The organism is Meridianimarinicoccus aquatilis (assembly GCF_004358675.1).
Taxonomy (GTDB): Bacteria; Pseudomonadota; Alphaproteobacteria; order Rhodobacterales; family Rhodobacteraceae; genus Meridianimarinicoccus; species Meridianimarinicoccus aquatilis.
In genome coordinates this window covers 58,061-77,695 of the sequence record NZ_SMZO01000016.1, presented here as the reverse complement: position 1 = coordinate 77,695, position 19,635 = coordinate 58,061, and the positions used below count along the sequence as shown (strand labels likewise).

General features: G+C 58.8%; 17 protein-coding genes and 1 pseudogene. 13 read left to right on the top strand and 5 right to left on the bottom strand.

Annotated features, from left to right (window positions below; all coding sequences use genetic code 11):
• The coding region (locus E2L05_RS09100; protein WP_208016242.1) for a transposase at nucleotides 1-525 on the bottom strand (525 nt) is incomplete at its 3' end.
• 96 nt (nucleotides 526-621) lie between these two features.
• Here E2L05_RS09100 and E2L05_RS09095 point away from each other — a divergent pair.
• The 5 genes and pseudogenes from E2L05_RS09095 to E2L05_RS09075 all read left to right on the top strand — a co-directional run.
• Nucleotides 622-756 (top strand): annotated as a pseudogene (locus E2L05_RS09095) (TRAP transporter substrate-binding protein DctP); the annotation flags it as partial.
• A gap of 80 nt (nucleotides 757-836) precedes the next feature.
• Complete coding sequence (locus E2L05_RS09090) at nucleotides 837-1,385, top strand: TRAP transporter small permease (protein ID WP_133342597.1); 549 nt, start codon at nucleotides 837-839, stop codon at nucleotides 1,383-1,385.
• Nucleotides 1,385-2,701 carry a TRAP transporter large permease gene (locus E2L05_RS09085; RefSeq protein ID WP_133342596.1) on the top strand — a complete coding sequence of 439 codons (1,317 nt, stop codon included), beginning with the start codon at nucleotides 1,385-1,387 and terminating at the stop codon, nucleotides 2,699-2,701. Before E2L05_RS09090 ends, E2L05_RS09085 begins: the two co-directional genes overlap by 1 nt.
• The gene (locus E2L05_RS09080) at nucleotides 2,698-3,942 is read left to right on the top strand and encodes a malonyl-CoA decarboxylase (protein WP_133342595.1); all 1,245 of its coding nucleotides are present in this window, start codon (nucleotides 2,698-2,700) and stop codon (nucleotides 3,940-3,942) included. The genes E2L05_RS09085 and E2L05_RS09080 overlap by 4 nt, the downstream gene beginning before the upstream one ends.
• A 10-nt stretch (nucleotides 3,943-3,952) precedes the next feature.
• Nucleotides 3,953-5,464, top strand: a complete 1,512-nt coding sequence (locus E2L05_RS09075; RefSeq protein ID WP_133342594.1) for a malonate--CoA ligase — start codon at nucleotides 3,953-3,955, stop codon at nucleotides 5,462-5,464.
• A gap of 17 nt (nucleotides 5,465-5,481) precedes the next feature.
• On the opposite strand, the gene E2L05_RS09070 is transcribed toward E2L05_RS09075, so the two are convergent.
• The 4 genes from E2L05_RS09070 to E2L05_RS09055 form a co-directional block, all read right to left on the bottom strand.
• Nucleotides 5,482-6,147: a gamma-glutamyl-gamma-aminobutyrate hydrolase family protein gene (locus tag E2L05_RS09070; protein ID WP_133342593.1), complete on the bottom strand. Its 666-nt coding sequence runs from the start codon at nucleotides 6,145-6,147 to the stop codon at nucleotides 5,482-5,484.
• Nucleotides 6,144-7,118, bottom strand: coding sequence for an amidoligase family protein (locus E2L05_RS09065; RefSeq protein WP_133342592.1), 975 nt, complete (start codon nucleotides 7,116-7,118; stop codon nucleotides 6,144-6,146). Before E2L05_RS09065 ends, E2L05_RS09070 begins: the two co-directional genes overlap by 4 nt.
• Before the next feature lie 148 nt (nucleotides 7,119-7,266).
• Entirely contained in the window at nucleotides 7,267-8,796 is a 1,530-nt protein-coding gene (adh, locus tag E2L05_RS09060; protein WP_133342591.1) for an aldehyde dehydrogenase, read from the bottom strand.
• Nucleotides 8,797-9,009: 213 nt separating this feature from the next.
• The gene (locus tag E2L05_RS09055; protein ID WP_133342590.1) at nucleotides 9,010-9,948 is read right to left on the bottom strand and encodes a substrate-binding periplasmic protein; all 939 of its coding nucleotides are present in this window, start codon (nucleotides 9,946-9,948) and stop codon (nucleotides 9,010-9,012) included.
• 174 nt (nucleotides 9,949-10,122) lie between these two features.
• Between E2L05_RS09055 and E2L05_RS09050 the strand changes: the two genes are divergently transcribed.
• The 8 genes from E2L05_RS09050 to E2L05_RS09015 all read left to right on the top strand — a co-directional run bounded on the left by E2L05_RS09050 (nucleotide 10,123) and on the right by E2L05_RS09015 (nucleotide 19,632).
• The gene (locus tag E2L05_RS09050) at nucleotides 10,123-11,292 is read left to right on the top strand and encodes an ABC transporter substrate-binding protein (RefSeq protein ID WP_133342589.1); all 1,170 of its coding nucleotides are present in this window, start codon (nucleotides 10,123-10,125) and stop codon (nucleotides 11,290-11,292) included.
• An 85-nt stretch (nucleotides 11,293-11,377) separates the two neighbouring features.
• Entirely contained in the window at nucleotides 11,378-12,340 is a 963-nt protein-coding gene (locus E2L05_RS09045) for a YVTN family beta-propeller repeat protein (protein ID WP_394346544.1), read from the top strand.
• Nucleotides 12,341-12,374: 34 nt separating this feature from the next.
• A complete protein-coding gene (locus E2L05_RS09040) occupies nucleotides 12,375-12,920 on the top strand; it encodes a tetratricopeptide repeat protein (RefSeq protein WP_165971721.1) in 546 nt (181 codons plus the stop codon).
• 118 nt (nucleotides 12,921-13,038) lie between these two features.
• Nucleotides 13,039-13,455, top strand: a complete 417-nt coding sequence (locus E2L05_RS09035) for a c-type cytochrome (protein WP_133342587.1) — start codon at nucleotides 13,039-13,041, stop codon at nucleotides 13,453-13,455.
• Nucleotides 13,456-13,715: 260 nt separating this feature from the next.
• On the top strand, nucleotides 13,716-15,482 hold the full coding sequence (locus E2L05_RS09030) for a PQQ-dependent methanol/ethanol family dehydrogenase (RefSeq protein WP_133342586.1): 1,767 nt from the start codon (nucleotides 13,716-13,718) through the stop codon (nucleotides 15,480-15,482).
• Between the two features lie 259 nt (nucleotides 15,483-15,741).
• Nucleotides 15,742-16,587 (top strand): cobalamin B12-binding domain-containing protein, encoded by an 846-nt coding sequence (locus tag E2L05_RS09025; RefSeq protein WP_133342585.1) that lies wholly within the window; start codon nucleotides 15,742-15,744, stop codon nucleotides 16,585-16,587.
• A 67-nt stretch (nucleotides 16,588-16,654) separates the two neighbouring features.
• Nucleotides 16,655-18,748, top strand: coding sequence for a 4Fe-4S binding protein (locus tag E2L05_RS09020; protein WP_133342584.1), 2,094 nt, complete (start codon nucleotides 16,655-16,657; stop codon nucleotides 18,746-18,748).
• Nucleotides 18,745-19,632 carry an FAD:protein FMN transferase gene (locus tag E2L05_RS09015; RefSeq protein WP_133342583.1) on the top strand — a complete coding sequence of 296 codons (888 nt, stop codon included), beginning with the start codon at nucleotides 18,745-18,747 and terminating at the stop codon, nucleotides 19,630-19,632. Before E2L05_RS09020 ends, E2L05_RS09015 begins: the two co-directional genes overlap by 4 nt.
• Nucleotides 19,633-19,635: the final 3 nt, after the last annotated feature.

Below are 19,635 nucleotides of genomic sequence, written 5' to 3'. Positions count from 1 at the left end.
GATGTAGACGAACCGGCGCGTGCTGAGATCGCGGCGTTGCCAGCGGTCGTAGTCGTCCCACCAGTCAGCTTTAAGCCGAGAAATTGTCGTTGATGACAGCCCCGCTGCATTGGGGCCCAAAAGTGCGGCAAGTGCTTCGTGAAAGTCGCCAGTGGAAATGCCTTTGAGATAAAGCCAGGGCAGCAGTTCTTCGATGGATTTGGCTTTGCGCAAATAGGGCGGCAGGATTGTCGAGGTGAACCGGACTTTCTCAGCGGTGTCGCCCCGGTCTCGCACGCGCGGCACCTTGACCGGCACAGTACCGATCCCAGTCATCACCTGGCGTTCCGGCAAATGCCCGTGGCGGACAAGCCGAGCGCGACCATCCTCGATCCGGTCGCCGGAATAGGCCTCCAACAACACCGAAAGCTCTGCTTCAACTGCTTGCTGGATCAGGCTGCGCGCACCTGAACGCAGAAGGTCAGTCAACGGGTCAGCTGAAAATCCATGTGGATCGGGCAAGGTCGTGATGATAGTCTTCGTCATGTGGCATATCCTTTTCTCTGCAGAGAATTGCGGCGCGTGAACAACGCCATGATATGCCGCCCCTCAGGGGCCATCACCAACTTTCAGCTATATCTCGTTGAAATCAGCGACATGACTCAGGCAGAATTCGACGCTTGGCGCGCCTTGGCACAAGAGACGTCCTATAAGGCGTTTGTGGAAGACACGCCCGGCGGCCAAGAGTTGCTGGACATGGCCCTCGCGGTCGAGTGATCCGGAACTGAGCGAACGGGTGCGGGGGCCGTGCCCCCGTAGCCACACCAAATTCACACCAACGAAAATGAGGCCGCGCCATGGCGACCCACAGTTCGGCGCACACAGCGGTGACCGGAAACAATTTGTTTTTGCGCGTTGTCGCGGCAATATCGACAGTCGCAGGTTGGTGCGCTGCGGCAATGATTATTGCTGCGGTCGGGATTACCTGCCAGATGATCTTCATCCGGTTCGTCCTCAACGGGTCGACCACATGGCAGACAGAAGCCGTGATCTATCTGATGATCGCCGCAACCCTGATCGGCTTGTCGTATGTCCAACGACTGCGTGGACACGTAAACGTTGACCTCATCCCCCTGATCCTGCCGATGCCCGCCCGCCGCGTTTTGGCCATGGTGACCTTGCTGCTGTCTATCGCGATCATCGGTGTGATGCTGTTTTATGGCTATGAATTCTGGCACTTTGCTTGGGAACGCGGTTGGCGGTCAGACACCGTGTGGGGCCCGAAGCTTTGGGTGCCGTATCTGGCATTGCCATTGGGTCTTGGCTTGCTGTTGTTGCAATTGATCGCCGACCTTGTCGCGCTTGTCTTACGCATAGACACCCCATTCGGTCTGGAGGCTGATTGATGGATCCCCTCACGCTTGGCGGGTTCGTCGCCCTTGCCACCATTCTTGTGCTGTTTTCCGGCGTATCTGTCGCCATCGGTTTGCTTATCGTATCAGCCGGTTTCCTGATCATCTTCGACGGCATGCGGTCGTTGGAGCTGATGCCCGAAATCCTGTTCGGCAAGCTGGACAATTTCGCGCTGCTTTCCATTCCGATGTTCATCATCATGGGTTCGTCCATCGCATCCACCCGCGCGGGCGCTGACTTGTACGAAGCGCTTGAGCGTTGGTTGACGCGGGTTCCCGGCGGCTTGGTGATTTCCAACCTCGGCGCCTGTGCGCTGTTCTCGGCCATGTCCGGATCAAGCCCGGCCACCTGCGCCGCCATCGGCAAGATGGGCATCCCAGAGATGCGCAAGCGCGGCTACCCAGACGGGATCGCGGCAGGGTCCATCGCCGCAGGCGGCACGCTTGGCATTTTGATCCCGCCCTCGGTCACCATGATCGTCTACGGGATCGCGACCGAAACTTCGATTGGGCGGCTGTTCCTCGCAGGGGTCATCCCTGGCCTCCTTCTCGTGGCCCTGTTCATGGGTTGGTCTTTGTATGCAACGTGGAAATCCGGCAACACGGCCGTGTTGTCAGCGCGCGATTACAGCTGGCGTGAGAGGCTGGAAATTCTGCCTCGCGTCATCCCTTTCATCCTCATCATCATTGGCGTTCTCTACGCCATGTATGGCGGCATCGCGACGCCCTCTGAAACAGCCGCTGTTGGCGCCCTTTTGTGCATCGTGATCGCTATGGTGATCTATCGTCTTTGGTCGCCAAAAGCGCTTTGGGTCGTGCTTCGCGACAGCACCCGCGAAAGCGTCATGATCTTGTTCATCATCGCGGCCGCCGGCGTGTTTTCCTATATGCTGTCATCGCTGTTCATCACGCAAAGTATCGCGGAATGGATCGGCACTCTGGATGCAAACCGCTGGGTGATTATGTTCGCCATCAACATCTTCCTGTTGGTTGCCGGCTTCTTCCTCCCACCCGTTGCGGTGATCCTGATGGCCGCGCCGATTCTGCTGCCGATCATCACGACTGCAGGGTTCGACCCAATCTGGTTTGCCGTAATTTTGACGATCAATATGGAAATCGGGCTGATTTCGCCGCCAGTAGGGCTTAATCTTTATGTCATCAACGGCATCGCACCGGATATTTCACTGCGCACCATCCTGACCGGCTCATTGCCCTTCGTGGCCTGCATGATCCTTGCTATCATCCTGCTGTGTGTGTTTCCGGGGCTGGCCACGTGGCTGCCAGACACTGTGATGGGGCCTGCATTTTGAATATGTTTGCTGATATTTTGTCATCGGTTTTTGAACGCCGCCAGTGGATTTGGGACAGGCCTTCGAAGCCAAAGACCCCATTGGATCAACTTGCCAAAGACCTGTTGGGCAACCGCGGTGAAGCGGCGGGAATGGCGCTGGCGCATAAGTTGCTTCAAACTTATTTGGCGAGCGACGCCGTGGCCCACCGCGCCTTTTTCGACTTCGTCGCCCATGATCTGGACATAGACGCAGCAGCCGTTCGCACAGCACTTGAGGCGTATGAGGCAGCACCGGGCAAGGATACATATCGCGCCTATGCCAGTGCAACGGAACCGCCTCGTCAGGAACTCATCCGGCGATTGAACCAAGTGCCAGGCGGCACTGCACGGCTGGTTGGAATGCGCAGCGATCTTTTGGCCCTGTTGCGTGACGCACCGGAACTGGCCCCCCTTGATCAAGATTTCCAGCATCTGTTCGCGTCGTGGTTCAACCGGGGCTTTCTGGTCCTGCGACCGATCAACTGGGAAACATCAGCGCACCTTCTGGAAAAAATCATTGCCTACGAGGCCGTCCATGCCATCGACAGTTGGGAGGCATTGCGCGCGCGGCTGAAGCCGGCTGACCGACGCTGTTTTGCTTTCTTTCATCCGGCGATGCCCGATGAGCCGCTGATCTTTGTCGAGGTCGCACTGACCCAAGGCATTCCCGGCAGCGTGGATAATCTTCTGTCAGATGACCGGGTCGAGACCCAAGCCGCCGACGCGGATACGGCTGTGTTCTATTCCATATCGAACTGCCAGACTGGGCTGGCGGGTATTTCGTTCGGGCACCTGCTTATCAAACAGGTGGTCGAAGATCTGTCCCGCGCCCTGCCCGGCCTGAAGACCTTTGTCACTTTGTCACCGATCCCCGGCCTTGCCGCGTGGGCCAAGGAAGCAGGCGCGCCACTTGATCCAAAACAGCCAGAGGTTTTGCGGCAAATCGCGGCCCGTTATTTGCTTGAGGCGAAGCGCGGCGATGAACCGCGCGATCCTGTGGCCCGGTTTCATCTGGGCAATGGCGCGATCTTGCACGCCGTGCATGCAAACGCGGATCAGTCGGAAAAAGGCCTCGCTCAATCGGGCGGCGCGATGGTCAACTACCTTTACGATCTGAAAAAATTGGCCGAGAACCACGACCGGTACGCCAAGAAAGCCACTGTCGCCGCAAGCAGCGAGGTGCGCGCCCTTGTCCGCGCCTCAAAGAAGACCGACGCATAGGAAGACCCAAATGGCAAACCCCCTGTTCGATACCTTGTTCGGCCAGCACGCAGGTCGGCAGGACCCGTTCTTGCACCTCGCCGATGGCACTTTGATCAGCTATGATGCGTTTTTGCGGCGCACGGCACAGTTTGCCAACCTGATCACCGGCGCGGGGTTGGCCCCCGGTGACCGTCTCGCCGCGCAAGTCGCAAAATCACCCGATGCTCTGGCTGTTTATGCCGCCTGCGCCCAGGCCGGCGTCGTATTCTTACCGCTGAACACCGCCTACACCCCCGGCGAAGCAAGCTATTTCGTGGAAAACAGCGGCGCACGGATGTTTGTGTGTGAGCCCCACAAGGCAGGGGCACTGACGCCAATCGCCCACGCGGCAGGCGCGCAGCTGGAAACACTGGACACGGTCGGCAACGGCAGCCTTGGTGAAAGCGCGCGCCATCAACCCGACAGCTTCGCAACGGTGGACCGCGCCCCAAGCGATCTGGCTGCTTTCCTTTACACGTCGGGCACAACAGGACGATCAAAGGGCGCAATGCTGACACAGGAAAACCTGCTGTCGAATGCCCAGACGTTGGCCGACTTGTGGCGCTTCACGGGCAAGGACGTGCTGCTCCATGCATTGCCCATCTTTCACACCCACGGGCTGTTCGTTGCCACAAATATCGTGGCGCTGGTCGGGGGGGCGATGCTGTTCGTTCCAAAGTTCGATACGGATGTGATGATTGAGCTGATGCCGCGTGCCACAACGATGATGGGCGTGCCCACGTTCTATACCCGCCTGCTGGACGACACGCGTTTCACTGGCGAATTGACAGCACACATGCGGCTGTTTGTGTCTGGCTCGGCCCCGCTTCTGGCCGAAACGCATGAACGTTTCGAAGATCGCACCGGCCACCGTATTCTCGAACGCTACGGTATGACAGAAACGAACATGAACACGTCCAATCCCTATGACGGAGACCGCCGCGCCGGGACTGTCGGCTTTGCCCTTCCCGGTGTTGAAGTGAAGGTGACAAACCCGGACAATGGCGCCACCCTGCCACAGGGCGAAATCGGGCAGATCGAAGTGCGCGGACCAAACGTGTTCAAGGGCTATTGGCAGATGCCGGAAAAAACTGCGGCCGAATTGCGCGAGGACGGGTTCTTTATCACCGGGGATCTGGGCCAGTTCGACCCTGACGGTTATTTGCAAATCGTCGGGCGTAACAAAGACCTGATCATTTCGGGCGGATACAATATCTACCCAAAGGAAATCGAACTGCTTTTGGACGATCAACCCGGCGTTTTGGAAAGCGCCGTGGTTGGCGTGGCGCACCCCGATTTCGGCGAAGGCGTGGTCGCCGTACTGGTGCCGGAACCCGGCCAGACGCTTGACCTGGAGGCGATCAAGGCCGCGTGTGGCACAGAATTGGCCCGGTATAAACAACCAAAAGTCTTTGCTCTGCGCGACGACCTGCCTCGGAACACAATGGGCAAGGTCCAGAAGAACATTCTACGCGAAGAACACGCAGACGCGTTCGCCTAACCCCGTAGTGCAGTGTCTCAGGCGGCTGCAACGAGGGCGCCGAAAAGTGCCCTTTGCCGCCGCGCATAGATCAGGTGTTCCGGGTGCCACTGCACCCCAATCATGAAGGGGCCATCTTCGCGTTCAACGGCCTGCACCATGCCGCCCCCGTCTTGGGCGGCCACGCGCAGCCCCGCGCCAAGCCGGTCCACTGCCTGGCTGTGCAATGCATTGACGCGCATCAGCTCCAGCCCGGCGATCTGCGCGAACTGCGTACCGGGCTGCACGGAAACCGTTTTGCGGGGCAGGATTGTTTTGTACTTCACCGACGTCGCATAGACGCCATAGGCGTCCTGATGCAGCGTCCCGCCAAGGGCGACATTGATCATTTGCGCACCGCGGCACACGCCGAGAACGGGCATGCCGCGTTGGCAGGCCCCGGTGACCAGCTCTTGTTCCATCGCATCCCGTGCGGGATCAAGCCGCGCACTGCTCACAAGCTCCCCGCCATAGATGTCTGGCGAGATGTCATCGCCGCCGCCGATCACCAGCCCATCTACATCATCAAGATGATAAGGCCGCGCCGCTGTCCAGCGCACCGCCCGCCCGCCTGCAAGCCAGATGTTTAGGGCAAACATCGGAAAAATGCGCCACGACGACGCCTTTGACGTGGTCACTGCAATTCTTGGCCGTCTTTTGCTCATGGCAGGATCAACCATTCGCTCGCCAAAAGGGGCCAGTCCCGCGCGCGACCCCGTTCCATGTGCTTTATATAATCCGCCCCCATGGCCGCCAGTTTACTGCGGTCAGCGGCCAATCGTTCGACAACAACCCAGCGGTTCCACTCCAGACACAGGCTCCAGTCCAGCATCCCGATATTCGCGTCAGGCAGCCGATAGTGAAAAGTCGGGCGTGGCTTGATCCGCGGATCATCCAACTTGGCGCGCACCCGAGGCTCATCCAGATGACCGAACAGCGGAAGCAAATCGAGCTCGCGATTTCTGGTGGGATTGGCCGCCAAATAGTCGTCAATCAGTGCGCCCTCGTCCGGCCAATAGCCAGGGTCCAGCACCTTGGCGACATAGGGTTTCGGAAAGGGATCAGCAAACGCGACGGCCCGGCGGGTAAAATCAATACCCATGATCCCGCGCAGCCAGCCGGACAACAAAAGATATGCCTTGAGAGTGGCTGTCAGGTTTTCCGTATCCCGGCTTGGAATTTCGGGATTCAACTGTGCCCCGAACGCATAAAACGGGCTGGCCCGTGTCCCCACCGCACCAGCCGCAGTCAACTGCTGTACCAACGCATCGATGTGGGGCAGGTCCGAAAAGGAAATTGGCGGGCACACAATTTCGCAGGGCGTTACCACCGAACTGATATCCCCGAACAGCTTGCGCATCTCGGTCTGAAATCCCGACACGCCCCCCTCTTCGCCGTAGGGGCGGTGCGCATACTGCGTGTCCAGCTCACAGGTGAAATTGCCAAACTCAGTACCTTCGATGTGATACCGGTGCGCGTCTTCTTCGACGACCTGACCGCCAAACGCCTGTTGCACCAAAACCGCCCCGCCTGCGGCCGTAACAGCGGCGAACTCGATCTCTACACCCACTCGGCGGGTCGCACCGTCTTGGGTATATGGCTGCGGCGGAGCTGCGGCGTGGGTCAGAAATTTCATGGTGTACCTTTGTTTCCCTGATCAACCTTAGTCCGGGAAGACACGGCAGCAACCCTGTAAAGCGCACAAAAAAAGGCCGCACCGGGGGGAGAGTGCGGCCTGGTGCCGGGCGGGGTCATGCCTCGCCCGGTACGTCTGACAAAGAGACTTAGAAGAAGCCCAGCTTGTTGGGGCTGTAGCTGACAAGCATGTTCTTGGTCTGCTGGTAGTGATCAAGCATCATCTTGTGGTTTTCGCGACCGATACCAGACTGCTTGTAGCCACCAAATGCCGCGTGTGCGGGATACAGGTGATAGCAGTTGGTCCAAACCCGGCCAGCCTGAATGCCACGACCGAAGCGGTAGCATGTATTGGCATCGCGCGACCACACGCCGGCACCAAGGCCGTAGAGCGTGTCATTGGCGATTTCCATCGCTTCGGCTTGATCCTTGAAGGTTGTCACAGACACGACCGGGCCAAAAATTTCTTCTTGGAAGACCCGCATCTTGTTGTGACCCTTGATGACGGTCGGCTTGATGTAGTAGCCGCCCGACATATCGCCGTCAAAGGTGTTGGCTTCGCCGCCGGTCAGGATCTCGGCGCCTTCCTGGCGACCGATGTCAAAATAGGACAGGATCTTGTCACGCTGTTCGCTGGACGCTTGCGCACCCATCATGGTTTCCATCTTGCGCGGGTCACCGCAAACGATGGCATTCACACGCTCAAGAGCACGCTCCATGAATTCATCATAGATGTCTTCCTGGATCAGGGCGCGCGATGGGCAGGTGCAAACTTCACCTTGGTTCAGCGCGAACATGGTGAAGCCTTCAAGACACTTGTCAAAATAAGCGTCGTCTTCGCGCATCACGTCCGAGAAGAAGATGTTTGGCGATTTGCCGCCCAGTTCCAGTGTCACAGGGATGATCGATTCAGAAGCATACTGCGCGATCAAACGGCCCGTGGTGGTTTCACCGGTAAAGGCAATCTTGGCGATCCGGCTGGAGCTTGCCAGCGGCTTACCCGCCTCAAGGCCAAAGCCGTTCACGATGTTCAGCACGCCATCGGGCAGAATGCCGGCAATCATTTCGGCCCACATCATGATGGTTGCAGGCGTCTGTTCCGCCGGCTTGATCACAACGCAGTTGCCTGCGGCCAGTGCTGGTGCGAGCTTCCACACGGCCATGAGCATCGGGAAGTTCCAGGGAATGATCTGGCCAACAACGCCCAGAGGCTCGTGGAAGTGGTACGCGACGGTGTCGTCGTCCAACTCGCCCATTGTGCCTTCTTGTGCGCGGACAACCGACGCGAAATAGCGGAAGTGATCGATCCCAAGCGCCATATCGGCAAGGGTTGTTTCGCGGATCGGTTTACCGTTGTCCCAGGTTTCGGCCATCGCGAGGGTGTCGATGTTGTCTTCCATCACCTGAGCGATTTTCATCAACATGTTGGACCGGTCTGTGACGCTGGTCTTGCCCCAAGCTTCACGCGCCTTGTGTGCTGCGTCCAGTGCGTCTTCGATGTCGGACGCGTCAGAGCGCGCGATTTCGCCGATCGGGCCGCCCGTGATGGGGCTCACGTTCTCGAAATAACGACCGGCATTCGGGGCTTTGAACTTGCCGCCGATGAAGTTGTCATAGCGGGTTTTCAATGGGCAGCCTGCGGTTGCTGCGTCGGAAACGTCCAGTTGGTCTTTAGGCATGGTGTCCTCCTCGGAATGGTGAAGTCCTCGCGCTTCGAGGGCTAGACTGTCCCCAGTTGGCGCGCACGCACACCCGGACCTTAGTCGGAGACGCGTAAATTCGTGCCCGCGGCCCATGAAACCCCAACAAACCATGGCAAACCAAGACGCCCCATAGAGCCCGAGAAAGCCCGGACGAGCTTCCGCGCCAAGCCAAATGGCCCTAAAGCCGTACTACCGTTCAGGTGGCAGCAAGGTCAGGCCATAGTTTGCATATATGGCTTCAATACGGCCATCCTGAAGGGCGTAATTGATAGCGTCATCAATCATGTAGCCCATTGGCTTGTAGGAAAAATGCAAGCCTGTGCCCAAGGTCCAACTGCTGCGCGCAAGTCCGGCCAGCGGCGGGCGATGGATGCCGACACCATCGCGGCGACCATATTCCAACTGGCCCAGTGGCCCCATTGCCGCCATCACGTCGCCCTGCGCCAATGCCTCCATCGCCTCTGCCATGGTCGGATAGCGTTTGATATTGGCCGCCAACTGTCCGCCTGCAAAACCGCTGAGGTAAAAATCGGAAATCGAGTCGTTTTCAACGGCCACCGTATCGAACCGGAAATATGCTGGAACTGGTTTTTCCTCAGGATACTCCGCTTCCGAATAGGCGATCGCAATCGCCTCGCCCGCGTATTGGCCGGTAAAGGTCACCTGTTCAACGCGGCATTTGAAGGCGCTGTCATAGGGCACGCGCATCATGACGTTACTCACCGCTCCGCCGATCAACGCGCCCTTCCAGATGTTGAACCGCAGGTCCGCTTCGAGGTTCTCGCCTGCCGCAACTTCGCGAAACCGCGCCTCCACGCCGAAATCGGCTGCGATGAGTCGCGCGATATCAACGTCAACGCCCTGCACTTTTCCACCCTCACTCCATGAATAAGGCGGATAGTCGGCATAGACGGCAAAGGTCATGTAACCGCGGTCAAGGATCTGGTCGATATCCTGCCCCACGATATCGCGGCCCACGTTTTGCGGTCGCGCCTGGGGGACATAATCGGCGCAAGGGTCTGCCGCCCATACCGGCCCTGCGCCGTTGATCGCTCCTGCAACGGCCAATCCACAAAGCAAACTGCGCAACACAGAGCGGCAATCGGGAAAGCGAAGGGCAGTGGGCATGATAAGCTCCAGCAAAAACAGGGTTCAGATCAGACATAAGTGGTAGCGCCCACCCGGACCCCGCAACATGCGACTTTGGTTGCAATTGCATCAGCCAACACACCCGCCATGGCAGACCTTGGTCGGATGGTGCGCGCGCGCATGCGCGGTCATTCTCACCTCAGGAGGAGCCCCATGTTCAAAACCTGTCTCGTCACCCTTGGCCTGACGGCCGCCTTTGCCGCGCAGGTCGTTCATGCGACCGAAATTGCGGTCACATATTTGCGGGCAGAACAGATCGCGCCGCCGGTTCTGTCGAACCTTCACCCGGACCCCGACGATTTGGGCATCGCAGGCGCACAGGTCGGTTTGCAAGACAACGCGACGACCGGGGCCTTCCTTGGCCAGACCTATACGTTGACGGTCACGTCGGTTGAACCGGGCGGTGACGTCTTGGGCGCGGCGCGGGCGGCGCTTGCCGCCTCTCCTTTCTTGGTGCTGGACGCGCCTGCTGACACGATCAGCGCCATCGCGGCGTTGCCCGATGCCGCCGACGCGATCTTGTTCAACGCCAAGGCGCCGGACCCGGTGCTGCGCGGAACCGAATGCCATGCCAATTTGCTGCACACGATCGCCAGCACGTCGATGCGCACAGACGCGCTGATGCAAGTGTTGGTAAACAAGCGCTGGACCGATATCGCGGCCATTGCCGGAACCCACGAAACCGATCTCGCTTACTTCAATGCACTTGACCGCTCGGCCAGGAAGTTCGGGCTGAAACTTGGCGAGCCCAAGACGTGGGCATTTGACGCCGATATGCGCCGCGCCGCGTCGGTCGAGGTGCCTCTTTTTACGCAGGATCTGGGCGATTACGACGTTTTGTTGGTAGCGGACGAGATCGGGGATTTCGGCGAGTACATCTTGTACAACACGTGGCGTCCACGCCCCGTCGCGGGCAGTGTCGGGCTGAGCCCGCGCACATGGTCCCCGGCACTGGAGCAATGGGGCGCCGTGCAGTTGCAGGGCCGGTTCCGTGATGTCGCGGGCCGCGATATGTTGTCCGAAGATTACGCCGCTTGGATCGCTGTGCGCAGCATCGGCGAAGCAGTGACCCGGACAGGCAGCGGCGAAGCGGCTGTTTTGCGAGACTACATGCTCTCCGATAAATTCCGTCTGGATGGCTTCAAGGGGCGCCCCCTAAGCTATCGCAACTGGAACGGTCAGCTACGCCAGCCAATGCCTGTTGTGCACCCCCGCGCCTTGGTCGCCATCACACCGCTTGACGGCTTCCTGCACCGCGTCAACGAGTTGGACACACTCGGCATGGATGAACCGGAAAGCGACTGCACAGCGTTCGCCGAATGACACCGTACGCGATTGAACGCTTATTCGAGCCTGACATAACTGTAACCCATTCCATGGTGCGCACGGCACCGTCCCGAAAGGTAGCATTGTGAAAACTTCTTTGACCGCATTGGCCATAATTCTGACCGCTGTTCCCTCTATGGCGGCGGAAATCTGGGTGACAAACGAAAAAGACGACACGATCAGCGTCATTGATGTCGACAGTCTTGAGGTGACACGCACAATACCAACCGGGGAACGGCCACGCGGCATCATCTTCAGCCACGACTATTCGGTCGTGTATATCTGCGCCTCTGACAGCGACGCGGTGCAGGTGATGGACCCGGAGACCGGCAAGATCTTGCATGATCTTCCTTCTGGCGAAGACCCGGAACAGTTTGTCCTGCATCCCGACAATCGCCATCTTTATATCGCCAACGAGGATGACGCGATCACCACTGTCGTGGATACGCAGACACGCAAGGTTGTCGCCCAGATCAGTGTTGGCGTTGAACCCGAAGGCATGGCCGTCAGCCCCGATGGAAAGGTCGCCATAACCACGTCCGAGACGACCAACATGGCCCATTGGATCGACACCAGCACTCAAAAGCTGTTTGCGAACACGCTGGTGGACAGTCGACCGCGCCACGCCGAATTCGTAAAGGACGGCGCCGAGATGTGGGTCAGCTCGGAAATCGGGGGGACCATCACCGTCTTCGACGCAAGCACCCAGGCTGAAAAGGGAAAGATCGAATTCGAAGTTCAGGGCGTTCACCCCGATCGCGTCCAGCCGGTCGGATTTGAATTCACCAATGGCGATACCCACGCCTTTGTCGCGCTTGGACCGTCCAACCACGTGGCCGTGGTCAATGCCGACACCTATGAGGTTGAAGACTATATTCTAGTCGGGCGCAGGGTCTGGCACATGGCATTTTCCCCTGACAAATCGCTTTTGTTCACGACCAATGGGGTGTCCGGCGACGTAACGGTCATAGATGTCGCTGCGCGCGAAGCGATCAAATCCATCAAAGTGGGGCGTTTTCCATGGGGCGCCGCGCTTCGCCCGTGATATGATCACAGCGCACACAGACAGGAGACTGCCTATGACCCGCCTGCTCATCGCGTTCATGAGTGCCGCGCTGTCTTTTAGCCCGGCTATCGCACAAGACGCTGACCCGCATGGGACGCTGAACCCGGACGAGATGACGTGGCAATCCACCCTCGAGCGCGCCAAACGCGGCGAGACGGATATGGTACTGTGTGCGACCGGCTATGCCATGACGAAATCCGGCGACCACGAAACGGCGCGCACGTTGTTCCGCAACTGCGCAGAGGCTGGGTACACTGGCGCGATGACATGGATGAGCCAGCTTGACGCAAATGGGCTCGGTGCCGAGTACAACCCGGATGCAGCCGCCGAATGGGACAAACGCGCAGCCGAGCTGGGTGATCCTGTCGGCAAATTCAACTATGGGCTGGATCTGATCCGCGGCCACGGTGTGACCCGCGATGTCGATGCAGGGCGCCGCTTTGTGGATGAAGCTGCCGAAGACGGGCTAGAGATTGCCCGCCGCCTTCAAGGGGCTGACTATGATCTGGACGAGGTGACCCCCGATGCCGACAATTGGCGCTATGCACCGCTGTTCTAGGTTTTGATCATCTACGACCAAAGCACAATCCACTGCGTGGTCGTAGTCTTGACCTGAGTCAAAAGGGCGTTTCGACAGCAGGACTAGGGTCACCCTGTCAAAGCACAGGAGAACCGCCATGACACGTTTTCTCACCCCTGCCCTGATCGCCATTGTCGGCGCAACCACAATACCGGCACTGGCCAACGAAACCTTCGAGGCCGTCAAGATCGAAGCAGGCGAAGCGCTCTTTGAAGCAGAATGCCGCCGCTGCCACTCCACGACCCCCAGCGATGCAAGCTACGGCCCACCACTGGAGAACATCCTCGGCCGCGCTGCAGGCAGTTATCCCGATTATGACTATTCCATTGCCCTAGAGGCATCTGGCATCGTCTGGACCCCGGCCGCGCTGCGGGCTTGGATGGAAGACAATGACGGGTTCATGCCCGGAACCAAAATGCGCCATGTGGGGATCGAAGATCGCACAGTGCAGGATTTCATCCTGGCTTACTTGGTCAGCATCACAACCCGCGACGGATCGGCGATCTCTGAATAGAGCTTTTCAAGGGGCAGCAACTGCACCAGACCGGTGTCATTTGTAACCCCTGCCCTGCCGCCACGGACGCGACGGGGCCAACCGCTTCCCGGAACGGAATGACAGGCCGGCAACCACGACTCAAAATGAGGACGGCGTCAATACGCAGAAGGTCGTACGACCTAAGCCGCGTTGCGGCACGGGTGGGCCGGTTCCTATGGTCACAGCACGAACAGGACGTGTCGCTATGCACGTCGGAAACAGTGTTCTGGGAGGAACATATGAACCGCTTCATCACCGCCGTCGTGGCGACGCTACTGGTCACTGGACCGAGCTTCGCCGAAGTCACAGAACAAGACCTGGCCAACGACCAGGCAGACACCAGCCAAATCCTCACCAATGGTATGGGGCGCCACCTGCAGCGCTTCAGCCCGCTGGACACCCTGAACAAGGAAAACGTCGAGAACCTTGTTCCAGCATGGGCTTTCAGCCTTGGCGGTGAAAAGCAGCGTGGTCAGGAGACACAGCCGCTGATTTATGACGGGGTCATGTATATCACCGGCTCGTACAGCCGCGTATATGCCATTGACGTAAAAACCGGCAAGGAACTCTGGCAATATGACGCCCGCTTGCCCGAAGGCATCCTGCCCTGCTGCGATGTCATTAACCGTGGCGGCGCAATCTACGGCGATAAGTTCTTCTTCGGCACGCTTGACGCACGTATTGTTGCGCTGGACCTGAAGACCGGCGATGTCGTGTGGCGGGACAAGATCGCTGATTATAAAGCGGGCTACAGCTACACAGCGGCACCTTTGATCGTGAACGGCCTTGTCATCACCGGCAACTCTGGCGGCGAATTCGGGATCGTTGGCGAAGTACAGGCGCGTGATGCCGACACCGGCGACCTTGTTTGGACGCGCCCAATGATCGAAGGTCACATGGGCACGCTGAACGGCGAAGAAAGCACCATGACCGGCGAGCTGAACGCAACGTGGCCCGGCGACATGTGGAAAACCGGCGGCGGGGCGACCTGGCTTGGCGGCTCTTACGACATCGACACCGATACGCTCGTGTTCGGTGCTGGCAACCCCGCGCCTTGGAACAGCCACCTGCGCGGCGCCGGCAAGCCCGTCGAAGGCAATAAAGGCGACAACCTTTATGCGGCGTCCCGCGTGGCGCTTGATCCAGCGACCGGCGAGATCAAATGGCACTACCAGACCACACCGCGAGAAGGGTGGGATTTTGATGGCGTGAACGAAGTCGTCGCGTTCGTCGATGCCGAAGGCAACAAGAAGTTCGCCACCGCAGACCGGAACGGGTTCTTCTACGTCCTGAACCGCGAAGACGGCGCGTTTATCGATGCGTGGCCCTTTGTGAAAGACATCACATGGGCCGAAGGCATTGGTGATGACGGGCGTCCGATCTTTATCGAAGAAGGTCGTCCTGGTGATCCTGCCGCTGCGACCGAAGGCAACAAAGGCGAAACCGTGTTCTCGGCGCCATCCTTCCTTGGCGGTAAGAACTGGCAGCCAATGGCCTTCAGCCAAAAAACCGGCTTGTTCTATGTCCCGTCCAACGAATGGGGCATGGATATCTGGAACGAGCCGATCACTTACAAGAAGGGCGCGGCATATCTCGGTTCTGGCTTCACCATTAAGCCGATGTACGAAGATCACATTGGATCGCTCAAGGCGATTGATCCGATGACCGGCGAATGGAAGTGGGAATACAAGAACGACGCACCCCTCTGGGGCGGCGTGATGACCACGGCCGGCGGCTTGGTGTTCTTTGGCACCCCAGAAGGCGAATTCATCGCACTGGATGACGAGACCGGTGAAAAGCTCTGGTCCTTCCAGACCGGGTCGGGAATCGTTGGCCAGCCCGTCACCTGGGAGATGGATGGCGAGCAATATGTCTCTGTGATGTCCGGTTGGGGCGGCGCGGTTCCACTTTGGGGCGGTGAAGTGGCAGCGAAGGTGAACTACCTTAACCAAGGGGGTCTGCTGTGGACCTTCCGCCTGCCCAAGGCATTGGCATCGGCTGAATAAACACGGCTGACATCCGAAACGAAGGGCGCATCCGGCACATCCGGGTGCGCTTTTCTGCATTGCGGCGTGTCCACTTATGCCCTCCATAAGTGTCATTATTTTTTTACACTTTTGGTGTTTTTTTCGGTGTTGCCCTTATTTTGCTTGGTTTGACTTGCTCACCGCGCCTTTTGGCATACCATTGTGCACGTATTGACGAAAAACGGGGGCAAACACCCATATCGGTCGTCATTTCGCAACTTAGGGGGGAGGTGTCACTATGTCCTCGGAGGGGGCTGAAAGCGCGTTTGATGATCAAGGGTTCGAAAGGATCAGCCAAGGCTTTGCCTCGCTCAAAGTCTGTCTGCCTGAAAGCGCTCTGAACGAATTGGCACGTGAAGTGATCGCCAGATTGGCATCGCAACAATCCAAAGCGCGTAAAGCATCGGATAACTTTTCCGATGAAGCCATCAACAACCTGTCGCACGCCTTGATTGGCAGCGACTCTGCGGCATCAGTTTCCATTGTGACGGACTTGCGTGAAAGTGGCGCAACAATTGATGAAGTATACCTAAATGCGCTTGCACCCGCTGCGCGTCGGCTTGGCGATTGGTGGACAGAAGACAGAGCAAGCTTTGCTCAAGTGACCATCGGAGTTGCGCGGATTTACGGAATCATGCACGCGCTACGTGCAGAGTTTCCGATAAATCTTGATCCTGATCGGCGGATTGCGGCCTTTGCCACCACACCTGGCGAAGACCATACCCTTGGCGTCAGCATGGCAGCAGATCTTTGCCGCAAAGAGGGCTGGGAGATCTATTTGAAACTCGGCCTCGACCATGATGCGTTGGTTGCGGAACTGGCAACAGGTGACTTCCCGATTATCGGTTTGTCTGCAGGGCAAAAGGAATCGCTGCCCGCGCTCATCCGGTTGATCGTGGCCTTGCGCATCAGCAACCCCCGCGCCCAAATCCTCGTCGCGGGGCGTTTTGTGTCAGACATTGCCGACACGATCGTTTTGACGGGCGCTGACGCCGCCGCCACAGACATGCCCGGCGCGGTGGCCGCAATGGAACGGCTTTGGGGCGACGTTCTGACAGAAGGGGGTCAGCGGGCACAGAACTGAGATCGGCCAAACTGACCCGACCTTGGTCGCATTGGGGGCGGGTCTCTTCTTGGACTACGGTCTGGCCATGTCTCGCTTTTTCGTTCTTTTCGCTCTTGCGCTTTGCGCGTTTACCCTGCCCGCCAAGGCGGAACTCGCAACGCGCGATCAAATGGCATCAATGATCGTGCCACCGTTTTCTTTGGGGGAGGCGCTGAACGACAAAGGTGTCTATCAACTTTTGAATTCAGGCGGTGCCGAGGCCGGCTTTGTATTCGAAACCGAACAAATGGCCGCACTGCCAGGTTTTTCCGGCGCGGCGATCAATATGCTGGTGACTCTCGACCCCGACGGGCGTTTTCTGGACGTAAAGTTGCTCAGCCACAATGAGCCGATCTTTGTGTCAGGTCTGGGTGAGGCGCCATTTCACAAGTTCTTTGAACAATACCGCGGTATGTCAATCTCGGATTCTCTGGTTGTTGGCACACCCTATGGGCGCGGCGGCGCGGGCAGCGATCTGGTGTATCTGGACGGCGTCACAAAAGCGACGGCTAGCGTGCGCATTGCCCACGAAAGCCTGATGGCGGCCGCGTTGCAGGTCGCCCGAGAGAAAATGAGCGGCATCGCAAGTGGCCCGCCGGTCAAGCCCAATGCAGACATCACAGACGTTTTGGACTGGGATACGCTGGTCGCAGACGGGCTGGTCGGTCACTTATATATGACCAACGCCGAGGTGGACGCCCTGTTCGCGGGCTCGGTCTGGTCTGACGACGATCCAGAGGCAACAGCAGAACCCGACGCGCCGTTCATTGACTTGTGGCTCGTCGATATCGGCGCACCGGCCATCGCGCGCGCCGTGCTGGATGCAGACGGGTTCGATGAGTTGCAGCGCTTCAGCGAAATTTCGGGCGATGACGAACCACTGCTGGTTATTGAAACCGCCCGCCACGGATTGGTTTCTGAGGACTTTGTGCGCAACACCGCTCCTGACCGCTTGAGTGCAGAACAAGGCGGTTTTCCGGTCGCCCTGCGCGATGCCGATCTGTTCGTGTCACTGTCCCGCGACCTGCCCCGCGAGTTGCGCAATGGCACTGCAATGATTTTGCGCACTGACCGGCGGCTTGGCTTTGATCCCACCCAGCCCTGGGAACTGCATGCACAGATCGTGCGCGAACACGGTATGTTCCAGCCCGAAATCGGCATCCGAAATGTCGTACTGACACACAGCACAGACGCCCGTTTTTATACCCGCCCAGAAGCAATCAAACCCCTTCCGGCGTGGCGCGAGGCGCTTTTGAACCGGCAATCTGACCTTATTCCGCTTGGCATATTGTTAATCGCGCTGCTCGCCGTTCAGGGCGCCGCACTGAAACCACTGGCCCGCCTGCGCAATTTTGTACCGCTCCGCCTTGTGATCCTAGGGGTCGTGACGGTGTTCATTGGCTGGTGGGGGCAAGGGCAACTGTCCATCGTGACTGTGCTAGGCGTCATCCGCACCGTTTGGGAGGGCGGAAACTTCGGCTTCCTGCTATACGATCCGTTCTCGCTTGCCGTCTGGGCTGCGGCGATCATCGGCTTTGTGGCCTGGGGTCGGGGCCTGTTTTGCGGCTGGCTTTGCCCGTTTGGTGCGCTTCAAGAATTCGCCCACTACATCGGTCGCGCCCTGCGCCTGCCCCAGATCGAACCGTCCGCGCTGTGGGATGCGCGCCTTAAATACGTCAAGTACGTACTGCTGGCCGGTATGATCGGCACTGTGTTCTGGGCCCCGAATTCGGTCGACAAAGTAGCCGAGATTGAGCCTTTCAAGACTGCTATTACGACGTTCTTCCTGCGTGAATGGTACTATGTGGCCTATGCCGCCGCATGGCTTTTGCTGGGCACGGTGCTGTTCAAAGGGTTCTGCCGTTATGTGTGCCCGCTTGGGGCATTCATGGCCATTGGCGGGTTGCTGCGCAGACGCGACTGGATAGAACGCCGCGCAGAATGCGGATCACCCTGCCAACTTTGCAAGGTGAAGTGCAACTACGGCGCAATCAAGAAGACCGGTGAAATCGACTACTCGGAGTGTTTTCAATGCCTCGATTGCGTAACAATTTTCGAGGATCCGAAGACCTGCGTGCCGCGTGTTCTGGAAGCCCGGCGCGCATCGCGGACGCCCCCGGCGCAGGTGGCTGCGGAATGACCCAGACACGCCGCCGCTTCCTTGCCATTGCTGCCAGCTTTGCCGCCGTTCCGGTCGCCGCGCGAGCCTCTACGGCGGCATGGACAGGGATTGCCCTGGGGGCCGAAGCCTCAATCACGCTGGACGGGCCTGCGTCACGGACCAAGCCTGCGCTGGATGACGCAATCGCTGCCCTGCGCCAAACCGAGCAGATGTTCAGCCTTTTTGATCCGGCCTCTGATCTGGTGCGCTTGAACCAGACCGGGGTATTGTCGCGCCCGCCTGACGAGATGCTGAACATTCTGGCCCTCGCCGATCAAGTGCACCGCGCCAGCGGTGGTCGCTTTGACCCGACTGTTCAGCCGCTGTGGCAAGCGCTGGCACAGGTCCGCGACCCATCGCACGCCGCCACGCTGATTGGATGGGACCGTGTTGAACGAACCCGCGCCGCAATCCGCCTTGGCGACGAACAAGCCCTGACTTTGAACGGTATCGCGCAAGGGTTCGCCACTGATCGGGTTCAGGCCGTCCTGCGCCGTCATGGGTTCGGGCACACGCTGGTCAATATTGGCGAATTTGCCGCTGACGGGGGGCCTTGGCGGCTTGGCATCGCGGATCCAGAGCAAGGGATCGTTCTGACCCGCAGCCTGACCAATGGGGCGATGGCCACTTCAAGCCCAGGCGCACTGCGTCTTGGAGCGCACGGTCATATTCTGGACCCAAAAGGGCATGCGGCGCATTGGTCGACAGTAACGGTTCAGGCCCAGAGCGCGGCATTGGCCGATGCCGCATCAACCGCTTTGTGCCTTGCCTCGCGCAGTGACATTCCGCAGATCAAAGCCCGCCTGCCCGGCTTGCGCCAGATCACGGCGATCGATGCGGAAGGCAATATCGCGACGTTCTGATGC